This window comes from Thalassobaculum fulvum (assembly GCF_014652915.1).
Lineage (GTDB): Bacteria > Pseudomonadota > Alphaproteobacteria > Thalassobaculales > Thalassobaculaceae > Thalassobaculum_A > Thalassobaculum_A fulvum.
This window is the reverse complement of record NZ_BMZS01000001.1, coordinates 675,962-687,776: the sequence shown is the minus strand read 5'-3', so window position 1 is coordinate 687,776 and position 11,815 is coordinate 675,962. Positions and strand designations below refer to the sequence as shown.

The 11,815-nt window shown below is 70.4% G+C and carries 12 protein-coding genes; 8 read left to right on the top strand and 4 right to left on the bottom strand.

Translation table 11 applies throughout. The features are described 5' to 3' along the window. Positions 1–211 precede the first annotated feature (211 nt). Positions 212–1,072 (bottom strand): LysR substrate-binding domain-containing protein, encoded by an 861-nt coding sequence (locus tag IE246_RS03050; protein WP_189987427.1) that lies wholly within the window; start codon positions 1,070–1,072, stop codon positions 212–214. A 98-nt stretch (positions 1,073–1,170) separates the two neighbouring features. On the opposite strand from IE246_RS03050, the gene IE246_RS03045 reads away from it, so the two are divergent. Together IE246_RS03045 and IE246_RS03040 are read left to right on the top strand one after the other, a co-directional pair. Next, positions 1,171–1,914: a sulfite exporter TauE/SafE family protein gene (locus tag IE246_RS03045; protein ID WP_189987426.1), complete on the top strand. Its 744-nt coding sequence runs from the start codon at positions 1,171–1,173 to the stop codon at positions 1,912–1,914. 147 nt (positions 1,915–2,061) lie between these two features. After that, positions 2,062–2,334, top strand: a complete 273-nt coding sequence (locus IE246_RS03040; RefSeq protein ID WP_189987425.1) for a hypothetical protein — start codon at positions 2,062–2,064, stop codon at positions 2,332–2,334. Here IE246_RS03040 and IE246_RS03035 read toward each other — a convergent pair. After that, positions 2,306–3,277: an SMP-30/gluconolactonase/LRE family protein gene (locus IE246_RS03035; RefSeq protein WP_189987424.1), complete on the bottom strand. Its 972-nt coding sequence runs from the start codon at positions 3,275–3,277 to the stop codon at positions 2,306–2,308. The genes IE246_RS03040 and IE246_RS03035 overlap by 29 nt on opposite strands. 235 nt (positions 3,278–3,512) lie before the next feature. On the opposite strand from IE246_RS03035, the gene rpmI reads away from it, so the two are divergent. Both rpmI and rplT read left to right on the top strand, forming a co-directional pair. Then, entirely contained in the window at positions 3,513–3,713 is a 201-nt protein-coding gene (gene rpmI, locus IE246_RS03030) for a 50S ribosomal protein L35 (RefSeq protein ID WP_189987423.1), read from the top strand. Positions 3,714–3,726: 13 nt separating this feature from the next. Continuing rightward, entirely contained in the window at positions 3,727–4,086 is a 360-nt protein-coding gene (gene rplT, locus IE246_RS03025) for a 50S ribosomal protein L20 (protein ID WP_189987422.1), read from the top strand. A 71-nt stretch (positions 4,087–4,157) separates the two neighbouring features. Here rplT and IE246_RS03020 read toward each other — a convergent pair whose 3' ends face one another. Together IE246_RS03020 and IE246_RS03015 are read right to left on the bottom strand one after the other, a co-directional pair. Continuing rightward, a complete protein-coding gene (locus tag IE246_RS03020; RefSeq protein WP_189987421.1) occupies positions 4,158–5,924 on the bottom strand; it encodes a uracil-xanthine permease family protein in 1,767 nt (588 codons plus the stop codon). Positions 5,925–6,026: 102 nt separating this feature from the next. Beyond that, positions 6,027–7,712 carry a methyl-accepting chemotaxis protein gene (locus IE246_RS03015; protein ID WP_189987420.1) on the bottom strand — a complete coding sequence of 562 codons (1,686 nt, stop codon included), beginning with the start codon at positions 7,710–7,712 and terminating at the stop codon, positions 6,027–6,029. Positions 7,713–7,973: 261 nt separating this feature from the next. Here IE246_RS03015 and IE246_RS03010 point away from each other — a divergent pair, with 261 nt between their 5' ends. The 4 genes from IE246_RS03010 (at position 7,974) to IE246_RS02995 (ending at position 11,757) form a co-directional block, all read left to right on the top strand. After that, entirely contained in the window at positions 7,974–8,969 is a 996-nt protein-coding gene (locus IE246_RS03010; RefSeq protein WP_189987419.1) for a TRAP transporter substrate-binding protein, read from the top strand. Between the two features lie 202 nt (positions 8,970–9,171). Then, on the top strand, positions 9,172–9,678 hold the full coding sequence (locus IE246_RS03005) for a TRAP transporter small permease (protein ID WP_189987418.1): 507 nt from the start codon (positions 9,172–9,174) through the stop codon (positions 9,676–9,678). After that, positions 9,665–10,969 carry a TRAP transporter large permease gene (locus tag IE246_RS03000; RefSeq protein ID WP_189987417.1) on the top strand — a complete coding sequence of 435 codons (1,305 nt, stop codon included), beginning with the start codon at positions 9,665–9,667 and terminating at the stop codon, positions 10,967–10,969. Before IE246_RS03005 ends, IE246_RS03000 begins: the two co-directional genes overlap by 14 nt. Before the next feature lie 107 nt (positions 10,970–11,076). After that, positions 11,077–11,757 (top strand): pentapeptide repeat-containing protein, encoded by a 681-nt coding sequence (locus IE246_RS02995; RefSeq protein WP_189987416.1) that lies wholly within the window; start codon positions 11,077–11,079, stop codon positions 11,755–11,757. Positions 11,758–11,815 lie beyond the last annotated feature (58 nt).

Sequence of the window (11,815 nt, the reverse complement as noted above, 5' to 3'; positions counted from 1 at the left end):
TCACCCTCAACGCGATGGTCCGTGACGACACCGAATTCCAGGCCGCATGATCGTCGACAACACAGTTGCCGGGTCGCGCTACGCTTGCCCGGAATGACGACGTATTGAGAGAGCGGACCGCCTACTTTCTTCTCTCGTCATTCCGGACGGACGCGCCGCCCCGGCGCGGCCGAGCCGGAACCCATGACGCGACGGGCAGCCCTCGGCTTCCCTACCGCCCCAGCATCCAGTCGCGGAACGCCACGAAGGCCGGCTCGGCGGCGCGAGCCGGGCGGTACACGAGGTACCAGCCCTTGCCTTTCGACACCGTCAGGTCGAACGGCGCCACCAGCCGGCCGGCCGCCAGGTCGTCGTCGACATAGGGCCGGATGCCCATGGCCACGCCGACCCCGTCGACCGCCGCCTGCAGGGCCTGGCCGTAGACCTCGAACACCGGCCCGGCGGCCGCGGTGCCCGCCAGCCCGGCGGCCTGCAGCCAGCGCGGCCAGTCCTCCGGCGCATGCGCCACCCGCAGCAGCGTCCCGGCGTCCAGGTCGGCCGGCCGCGACAGCGAACGGGCGGTCTCCGGGCGGCAGACCGGCAGCAGGTCGGCGGCGAACAGCGGCTCGGCGGTCAGCCCCGGCCAGTTTCCGTCGCCGAGCGCGATGCCGCAGCTCCAGTCCGGGTCGAACGGTACCGCCGCACCGCCGGTGGTGATCCGCACGTCGACCTCGGGCGCGTGCCGGCGGAAGTCGGCCAGCCGCGGGATCAGCCAGCGGATCGCGAAGGTCGGCCCGACGCCGACGGTCAGCACCCGGCGCCGGCCGGTGGCGGTCACCTGGTCGGTCAGCAGCGCCAGTTCGTCGAGGATCCGGGTCAGCCCGGCCTGATAGGTCCGGCCGGCCGGCGTCAGGCTCAGCCGGTTGGCGCCGCGCTCGAACAGGGCGAGGCCGAGCCGCTCCTCCAGCAGCTTCACCATGCGGCTGACAGCCGCCGGCGAGACGTGCAGTTCCGCCGCCGCGCCCGCGAAGCTGCCGGCCCGGGCCGCCGCCTCGAACGCCCGCACCCCGTTCAGGAACGGCAACCGGCGCATGTCACCCTCAGGAAAACTGATGCCGAGGCGAACATATCTCGGTTTGCCAGCACCCCTCAACAGGCGCAGAAGAAAGCGGAACATCGAGGAGAGCCAACGTGTCGCCACTGCTGATCGCGGGCATCTGTGCCGTCATGGTCGGGACGTCCTTCCTGTCCGGCGTGTTCGGCATGGCCGGCGGGATGGTGCTGATCGGCGTGCTGCTGACCGTGCTGCCGGTGCAGACCGCGATGGCGCTGCACGCGGTCACCCAGATCGCCTCGAACGCCTGGCGGGCGATGCTGTGGTGGCGGCACGTGCGCTGGCGGCCGGTCGCCGCCTACCTCGTCGGCTGCGCCATCGCGCTGGCAGTCTGGACGATCTGGCTGTTCGTGCCGAGCAAGCCGCTGGCGCTGCTGTTCCTCGGCGTGACCCCGTTCCTGGCGCGGCTGATCCCGGAGGGCCGGCGCCTGACGCCGCACAGCTTCCCGCACGGCGTGACCATCGGCGTCACCTGCATGAGCCTGCTGCTGCTGACCGGCGTGGCCGGCCCGCTGCTCGACCAGTACTTCCTGGGCGGCACCCTGGAGCGCCGGCAGATCATCGCCACCAAGAGCACCTGCCAGATCTTCGGGCACGGCATCAAGCTGCTGTACTTCGGCGCCCTGATCGACCAGGTCGGCACCGTCGACCCGACCCTGGCCGGGCTGGCGATCGCCTCGGCGATGCTCGGCACCCTGCTGTCGAAGAAGGTGCTGGAGGCGATGAGCGACACCACCTACCGGCGCTGGGCCGGTCACCTCATCACCGCGGTGAGCGGCTTCTACGTGATCCAGGGCAGCTGGCTGCTGGCGACGGGGTGACCGCCAAACACCTTCATCCCGGCCGTAGCGGCAGCGCCGCGGAGAGCCGGGACCCAAAGGGCGCCACTGGGTCCCGGGTCGCGCTGCGCTTGCCCGGGATGAGGTAAGATTGAGTGCTTCCGCCGCAGGCTGGGAAGGAGACCCGCGATGACCGAGACCCACGAACCGTTGATCCTCGACCTGGTGGCCTGGGTGGCCGAGCGGCCACGGCCCTATGCCGAGGTGATGGACGCCTGGCGTACCTCGTGCCCGCGCCTGCCGGTGTGGGAGGACGCGGTCGACCGCGGGCTGGTCCGCCGGATCGCTCGGCACGGCAGCGGCCCGGTGGTCGAGGCGACCGCGGCCGGCCTGGCCAAGCTGTGCGCGGCCGGTCGCCTGCCTCGCCCGACGGTCAGCCGCCCGCCACGCCCTGCGTGTTGACGTAGACCGCGTACAGCGACTGGCTGGCGGCCATGAACAGGCGGTTGCGCTTGGCTCCGCCGAAGCAGACGTTGGCGCAGCGTTCCGGCAGCCGGATCCGGCCGATCGGGGTGCCGTCGGGCGCAAACACCATCACCCCGTCCAGCTCCTCGCTGCCCATCCCCCAGCCGCACCAGAGATTGCCGTCGACGTCGCAGCGCATGCCGTCCGGCGTGCCGCCCGGGCCGGCGTCGATCAGCACCCGCTTGTTGGCGATGGCCCGACCGCCGTCGACGACGTCGTAGGCCAGGATCTTGCGGTAGGGCTGGCCGCGCGACTCGACCAGGTAGAGCACGCTCTCGTCCGGCGAGAAGCACAGCCCGTTCGGCCCCAGCACGTCGTCGGCGAGCAGGGTCGCCTCGCCGGTCTCGCCGTCGATCCGGTACACCGCCGCCGGCGTCTCCGACTCCGCCTTGTTGCCCTCGTAGTTACCGAGCAGGCCGAAATACGGGTCGGTGAACCAGACCGAGCCGTCCGACTTGACCACCACGTCGTTCGGCGAGTTCAGCCGCCTGCCCTGCCAGTTGTCCATCAGCACGGTGATCGAGCCGTCGTACTCGGTGCGGGTGACCCGACGGCCGCCGTGCTCGCAGGTGACCAGCCGGCCCTGGCGGTCGCGGGTGTTGCCGTTCGGGAAGTCGGTGGAGTGCCGGTAGACGCTGACCGCGCCGGTCTCCTCCTCCCACTTCAGCATCCGGTTGTTCGGGATGTCGCTCCACAGCAGGTAGCGGCCGTCGCCGAACCACACCGGACCCTCCGACCAGCGGCAGCCGGTGTGCAGCCGCTCGACCGCCGCGCTGAAGATCCGGTACTGGTCGAACCGCGGGTCGAGGCTCTCGATCAGCGGGTCGGGATAGCGCGGATGCGGGCGCCAGCCGGCGCTGGCGGGTGTGTCGGTGGTCATCGGCTCGGCCCCCCGGATGTGGCGCCCCGGTCGAACGCCGGGCTCGGTGCGGCGAGCCTAGGCCGCGGCGGCGGCGCTCGGCAAGCCGCCAGGGATTCGCTTGCGCCACCCCTCCGCTGGCTGTATATCCCCGCCTTCCTCTCGGACCAGCGGGTCCGGGAAGGAGCGCCGCGTCCGGGCCAAAAGGGCTGCCCGGCCGGTGCACTGTCGATCACGACAACCCAGGAGCGACGAAATGCCCAAGATGAAGACCAAGAGCAGCGTGAAGAAGCGCTTCCGGCTCACCGGCACGGGCAAGGTCCGCGCCAACGTGGGCTACAAGCGCCACCAGCTCAGCGCCAAGACCCAGAAGATGAAGCGCAAGGCCCGCGGGACCATGATCCTGTCCGAGGCCGATGCGAACATCGTCAAGCAGTTCATGCCGTACGGCGGCTGAGGGAGGCTGAGCAATGGCACGTGTGAAGCGCGGTACGACCGCCCACGCCAAGCATAAGAAGGTCATCGACAAGGCCGCCGGCTACTACGGCCGCCGCAAGAACGTCTTCCGGGTCGCCGTCCAGGCGGTCGAGAAGGCGCAGCAGTACGCCTACCGGGATCGCCGGGCCAAGAAGCGCGACTTCCGCGGTCTCTGGATCCAGCGCATCAACGCCGGCGTGCGGCAGTACGGCATGACCTACTCCGTGTTCATGAACGGCCTGAAGCTGGCCGGCATCGATCTCGACCGCAAGGTCCTCTCGGACCTGGCGATCCGCGAGCCGGAGGCTTTCAAGCAGATCGTCGACCAGGCGAAGGCGGCCCTGCCGGCCTGACGCCCGAAGACATCGACGAGCAGACGGGGACGGCCGGTCGCGAGACCGGCCGTTTCGCGTTCCGGCACCCGCTACAGTGTCTCGCTCGCCACCCGCAGCGTCAGGTGGTCGCTGGACCGGTACTGCTCGTGCTCGACCGACCGGCAGAGATGGCGCAGCAGGCGCAGCGACGCCTCGTCGGGCACGAACGCGCCATCGTCGTGCAGCTGCGCCATGGCGTCGTCGATATGCGGGCCGTCCAGCGGGGCCGACGCGATGTCGAGCTCGGCGACCCCGTCGACCGCCCGCGCCACGACGCGCACCTTGCGCGCCCCTTGGGAGTCGTCGGCGGCGTCCCGGTCGATCAGGTAGATCAACGCCTCCTCGGCCGCCAGCAGCAGCCGCTCGACCGCCGGCCGGTCCCAGCCCAGCCGGGTCGAGAACTCCTGCAGGTAGGCATGCACCTTCGGAACCGCCGCCGGCCCCAGTTCGGCCGTCACGCCGCCGCGCGCCCGGCTGCGCAGCCCGATCAGCGTCGTCAGCACGATCGCGCAGAGGCCGCCCGAGGTCATGCCGTTGTCGACGATGGCGCGCAGCCACTGCGGCAGCTGGTCGTGGAACAGCGCCTGGTCCTGGAAGCCGATCCCGAGCCAGAACGACAGCCCGACCGCCAGACCGGTCTCGTAGGTCAGCCCGGCCTCGGCCACCAGCTTGACGCCGTGGATGAACAGCAGGGTCAGCAGCACCACGATGTAGGCGCCGGCCACCGCGTCCGGCACCGACAGCAGGGCCGCCGCCAGCTTCGGCGAGAACGCCAGCACGAACAGGATGCCGCCGCCCCAGACCCCGACCCGGCGCGCCGCCACGCCGGTGATGTCGATCACCGCGATGCTGGTCGAGTAGGTGGTGTTCGGCAGGGTCCCGGCGAGGCCCGACAGCAGGTTGCCGAGCCCGTCGGCATAGACCGCGCCCTGCACGACCCGGAAGTCGATCGGCCGCCGGCGCCGCCACGACACCCGCTGCACGGCGATGGCGTCGCCGTAGGTCTCGACCGCACCGATCACGGTGACCAGCACGAACGGCAGCAGCAGCAGCCAGAAGCCGGTCCCGAACCGCAGGTCGAGCCCCGGCCAGTCGCCGGTCGGCAGGCCGATCCAGGCGGCCTCGGCCAGCCGGTCGGTCGCCACGATCCCGAAGCCGGCGGCGACCGCGACGCCGATGGCGATGCCGATCAGCGGCGCCCAAAGCCGCAGCCGGGCGCTGCCGAACAGCGCCAGCAGCACGATCGCCCCCAGGGTCGCGGCGGCGGTGACCGGCCCGGCCGCCGCCGGTGCCGAGGGATCCGGCGGCGGTCGCGAGATCATCCCGAAGGCGATCGGCATGACCGTCACCGCGATCAGCATGACCACCGTGCCGCCGACCGCCGGGGTGATGATCCGGCGCAGCGCGGCCAGCCGATAGGCCAGCAGGAACTGAACCAGCGAGGACGCGACCACCAGGGTGCCGAGCAGCGCCAGCCCGCCGTCCTCGACCGCCGCGATGCCGACCGCGATGAACGCGCCGGACGTCCCCATGAACAGGATGTGGCCGGAACCCAGCACCCCGACCCGCATAGCCTGCACCACCGTGACCAGGCCGCTGATCGCCATGGCCGAGAACACCACCCAGGTCGAATCGGCGTCGCCCAGGCCGGCGGCGCGCAGCACGATCAGCGGGGTCAGCACCACGCCGGCCAGGATCAGCGCCACGGTCTGGAACCCCAGCGCCGCCGCCAGCGCCGGCGGCGGTGCCTCGTCCGGCTCGAAGCGAAGCGTGTCTGCACGAGCCGCGTCTGCGGTCTCGGTCTGCAGCGCGGCCATGCCCCTACCCCCGGTCGCCATGCCTTCCGTCGCCGTCATCATGCCGAACCGGGGCGCCGGCCCCAATCCCGGCCGCAATCCTGGCGGCCCGACGGCAAACCATTACACCGCCCGCAGCTTCTCCACGAAGCCAGCGACCGCGGTGCGCAGCTGCTGGGCGTCGCCGACGAAGGTGCCGGCGGTCGTCGCCACCGTCCCGGCCACCGCCGTCGCCTGGTCGATGGTCGACCCGACGGTCCCGAGGCCCTCGGACATCCGGCCGGTCCGCTGGGCGCTGTCCTGGATGGTGCGGCTGATGTCGGCGGTGGTCGCGGACTGCTCCTCGGCGGCGACCGCCACCGAGGAGATGCGCTCGTTGATCTCGCCGATGATGCGCCCGATCTCAGCCATGGATTCCGACGTCGCGCGCGTCACCTCCTGCATCCGGCCGATCTGCTCGGAGATGTCGACGGTCGCCTTGGCGGTCTGGGTGGCCAGGGTCTTCACCTCGGACGCGACCACCGCGAAGCCCTTGCCGGCCTCGCCGGCCCGGGCCGCCTCGATGGTGGCGTTCAGCGCCAGCAGGTTGGTCTGCTCGGCGATGTCCTGGATCAGCGCCACGACCGCGCCGATCTGCTCGGCCGCGTCGCTGAGCTGGCCGACCGTGCCGGTCGTCGCCTCGGCCTGCCGGACCGCCGAGCCGGACATCGCCGCCGACTGCGCGATCTGGCCGGTGACCTCCTGGATCGAGGCCGTCAGCTGCTCGAGCGCGGCCGAGACGCTCTGCACGTCGGCCGAGGCCTGCTGCGCATTGTCGCCGGCCGCCCGGGCCTGCGCGCCGGCATCGCCGGCGGCCTGCTGCAGCGCCTCGGCGTCGCGCCGCATCTCCTCGGCCGACCCGGCCACCCGATGGGCGACCGTCGAGATCATCCGCTCGATCTCGTTGGCGAGGCCGGCCATGGCCTCGCGCTGGCCCTGCTCGGCCCGCCGCTCGATCGCCTCCTGCTCCTCGCGCAGCCGGGCGTTCTCGACCGCATTGGTCTTGAACACCTCGACCGCCCGCGCCATCTCGCCGACCTCGTCGCCGCTGCCGGTCGCCGGCACCGCGGTCTCGAGGTCGCCGTCGGCGAGCCGGCGCATCGCCACGGTCAGCGCCGCCAGCGGCCGGGTGACGCTGCGGGTCGCCAGGGCGGCCGCCGCCAGCCCGAGCAGGATGGCCGCGCCGAGGCCGACGGCCAGCCACCGGGTGAGCCCGGCCGACACCCGCGTCGAGTTCGCCATGTAGTCGGCCGCCTGCGCCCGGGTGATCCCGATCAGCCCGGTCATCGCCTGGTCGATCCGGGCGATCAGCGGGTCGCCCCGCTCGCGCGTCAGGGTATCGGCGGCGAGCCGCTTGCCGGCGCCGACCAGTTCGATCACCTCCGCCCGGACCGGCGCCCAGGCGGCGAACGCCTCGCGGGCCTCGACGACCAGGGCCGGGTCGCCGAGGAACCGCTCCTCGACCACCGCCATCGCGTCGAACGCCCGCTCCTCGCCCTCCGCCAGTTCCGCGGCCAGCCGTTCCAGCAGCGCCTTGTCCCGCCGCACCTCGAGGACCGCCGCCATGGCGCGCCGCATGTCCAGGATCTCGCCGTTCGCCTCGAGGGCGGCATTGGTCACCGCCAGCGAGTGCCGGTAGAGCTTCTCGGTCATCGAGAACAGCGACTGCGACGCCCAGAACGCCAGGCCGCCGATGACGAGCAGCCCCAGCAGCACCACCGCGAAGCCACCGGCGATCCGGCCGCCGACCCGCAAACCCGTAGCCCGCATCGAAACCCCCAATTTTCTTTAAAATGTCAATTATTTAGGTCATTCGGATATTATTCATGCTGCGCTGCAATATGCCAAACCGTAAGCGACGCTCGGTGTCGTGCCCGGAGCATCGCGAAACCCGGGTCGAATCCGCCATGTCATCGTATTGCCAGCTGACATTGTAAACGTTTACGCTACCCCCGCCGGCTCCCCGCCGGCACAACCGCCGGCCGGATCGAGATCGGCGGACACGGCCTTTCGTCGCCAAGGGAGAGAAACATGACGCACCGCATCCGCCTCGCCGGCGCGCTGGTCGCCGCCGGCCTTCTCGCCGCCGCCACGGTTCCCGCCGCAGCCGAGGAGATCGAGCTGCACGGTGCCGTGCAGTTCGACGACAACCACGCCTTCAACAAGGCGCTGCTGAAGTTCGAGGAGCTGACCAAGGCCTGCTACGGCAAGCCGATCAAGTTCGTCCTGCACCGGAACAGCGAGCTCGGCCTCGAGAAGGACTACTTCAACTTCATGAGCAAGGGTGTGTCGGTCGACTACGCGATCGTCTCGCCGTCGCACATGTCGACCTACTCGAAGATGGCGCCGCTGATGGACATGCCGTTCCTGTTCCGCGACCTCGACCACTGGAACAAGGTGCTCGAGCAGGACGGTCTGGCGCCGATCGCCGAGGACGTGAAGAAGCGCGCCGACGTGATCCTGATCGGCTACGCCGGCGGCGGCACCCGCAACCTGATCGTCAAGCGCCCGATCACCAACATGGAAGAGCTGAAGGGCCTGCCGATGCGCGTCATGGGCGCGCCGATCCAGACCCGGATCTTCCAGGCGGTCGAGGCCGCCCCGACGGTGATCGCCTACTCCGAGGTCTACAACGCCATCCAGACCGGCGTGATCGACGCCGCCGAGAACGAGGCGGCCGGCATCGAGCAGATGAAGTTCTACGAGGTCGGTCCGGAGATCTCGCTGACCCAGCACGCCATCACGGTCCGGCCGATCGGCTTCAGCGGCAAGACCTTCCGCCGCCTGCCCGCCGACCTGCAGGACTGCATCATGAAGTCCGGCAAGGAAGCCGGGAAGCACGGCCGCGACATCGAGTCGTCGCAGGACGCCGCCAAGCTCGCCAAGATGGAGAGCGAGGGCAAGCTGAAGACCCACAAGTTCACCGAGCGCGGCAAGCTTCTGGAGCTGGCCGAGCCGGTGAAGAAGGCCTACGCCGAGGAGCTCGGGGCCACCGAGACGCTGGAGAAGATCAACAGCATCCAGTGACGGCGGACGACCGCCGCGTCGCCGGCAACATCCGCCCAGACAGCCGTCATCCCGGACGGCTTCCCCAGGGGAGCCGATCCGGGATCCACGGGGCGACGGGTGGGTCCCGGATGCGTGCCGCCGGTGGCGGCGCGCTCCGGGATGACGACAAAAGGGGGCGCATGCCTCCCGCCATTCTCGAACCCCGAGCGTCCGCTTCTCCATGACCCGAGTTCTCGACCACATCGACCGCGCCCTGCGGATCGCGATCACCGCGCTGATCGCGCTGCTGATCGTGCCGGTGACGCTGCAGATCCTGGCCCGCTACATCGACTTCGTGCCGCGCTACATCTGGACCGAGGAGGTCGCGCGGTTCTGCTTCGTTTGGATCATCATGCTGGGCGCGATGATCGCGGTGCGCGACGACAGCCATTTCGACGTCGACGTGCTGCCGCACCCGCGGACCGCCGCCGGCGAGGGCTGGGCCCGGCTGGTGGTCCACCTGATCATGTTCGCGCTGGCGCTGTGCTTCATCTGGTACGGCAAGCAGTTCGCCGACGAGGGCCTGCTGCAGTCGTCGGAGATCGCCGACCTGCCGATGATCGCGATCTACGCCGCCTGGCCGCTGGCCGGCGTGGTGTGGACCCTGTTCCTGATCGAAAAGCTGGCGACCGACATCCGCAAGATCCGTGGCGGCGGCGCGCAGGAGGATACCGATGTCGCCGGGTGAGGTCGCCGCCATCCTGTTCGGGACGTTCGGCGTCCTGGTGATCCTGCGGGTGCCGGTGGCGTTCGCGCTCGGGCTGGCCTGCGTGCCGGTGTTCTTCCTGTCGGACCGGCTGTCGCCGACCTTGCTGTTCGACCAGATGTTCGTCTCCTACAACTCGTTCGTGCTGCTGGCGGTGCCGTTCTTCCTGCTGGCCGCCAACCTGATGAACTCGGCCGGCATCACCCAGCGACTGATCGACCTGTCGAAGGCGCTGGTCGGCCATCTGCCGGGCGGGCTCGGGCACATCAACGTGGTGGTCTCGATGCTGTTCGCCGGCATCTCCGGCTCGTCGACCGCCGACGCCGCCGGCATCGGCTCGCTGCTGATCCCGCAGATGAAGAAGCAGGGCTACGATTCCAGCTTCTCGGTCGCCATCACCGCCTGCTCGTCGGTCATGGGCGTGATCATCCCGCCGAGCATCCTGATGGTGGTGTGGGGCGGGCTGATGTCGGTGTCGATCGGCGGCCTGTTCCTGGCCGGCGTGCTACCCGGCATCCTGATCGCCGGCTCGATGATGGGGCTGGTCTACATCTACGCGATCCGCCGCGGCTATCCGGTGTACGCCCGCTCGACCATGCCCGAGGTCGGGCGCGCGATCGGCAGCGCGGTACTGCCGCTGATGACCCCGCTGATCATCGTCGGCGGTATCGTCGGCGGGTTCTTCACCCCGACCGAGGCGTCGGTGGTGGCGGTGCTGTACGCCCTGGCGATCGGCCTGTTCGTGTACCGGACCGTGACCTTCCGGACCCTGCCGAAGGTGCTGTACGACAGCGCCCGGTTCGCCGCCATCTCGTTGTTCTGCATCGGCACCGCGTCGGCCTTCGGCTGGATCCTGGCGTTCTTCCAGATCCCGAAGGCGCTGGTGACGGTGATGGCGGCCTGGGGCAGCGGCCCGGTCGAGACCGGCCTGCTGGTCGCCGCCTCGTTCCTGATCGTCGGCATGTTCATCGACGCGATCCCGGCGATCATCATCCTCGGCACCGTGCTGTTCCCGGTGGCCCAGGCGGCCGGCATGCACCCGATCCACTTCGCGATCATCGGCGTCGTCTCGCTCGCCTTCGGGCTGGTGACGCCGCCCTACGGGCTGTGCCTGCTGATCGCCAGCTCGATCGGCCAGATCAAGCTGGTACACGCGCTGAAGGACGTCGGGATCATCCTGCTGCCGATGCTGGGCGTGCTGCTGTTCGTCATCCTGTTCCCCGAGGCGATCCTGGCGCTGCCCCGCCTGATCATGCCGAAGTTCATCGGCTGACCGCCGCACCGGGCACGTTTACCGGATCTTCACGACGACCTTACACCGGGGCTTAACGAACCGGGCGTAGGGTCACGGCGCTGGTATGGCAGCGTCGGGGGGCAGGCATGAAGCGCGGGCGGCGGGCGGACGGCGAAGGCACCCTGTCGCCGGACCTCCGGAAGGTCATCCGTGCGCACCGGCTGTGGCTCGATACCGACGGCCGCCGGGGCGCCCGGGCCGAGCTCCAGGACCATGACCTGCGCGACCAGGACCTGACCGGCGTTGAACTCAGCGGTGCCGACCTGACCGGCGCGGATCTCCGCGGCGCCCGCCTCGACCGGGCCCGGTTCCGGCTGGCTCGGCTGCGCGGCGCCCACCTGGACGGCGCCACCATCCGGGCCGCCTGTTTCGACGGCGCCGATCTCGGCCTGGCGGTGTTCGACCGGGCGCAGATCGCCGACACCCGCTTCGAGCCGATCCAGATCGTCGGCGACGACGGCGGTACGGTCCGCGCCGAATGGCCGGCCCGGCTCGGCGGCGCCCGGTTCCGGCGGGCCCGGATCACCGGCTGCTCGTTCCGGGGCGCCGACCTGCAGAACGTCAGCTTCAAGTCCGCCGAAATCGTCGACTGCGACTTCGAGAATGCCCGGCTGCAGCCGCCGAAGGCCGCCCCGGCCGCCAACCAGAACGGCAAGATCGGCCTCAGCGCGTGCGATCCGCGGGCGCTGCATGCCGCCCTCGGCCTGTCCGGCGCCGACCGCGCGACCGCCGCGATCCCGTCCGCGTCCATCCAGCACTCGCCTTGACGCGCGCGACCCGCTAAAACGGCGCCCTCGACAGAGGATGTCCGACATTCGGGGACGG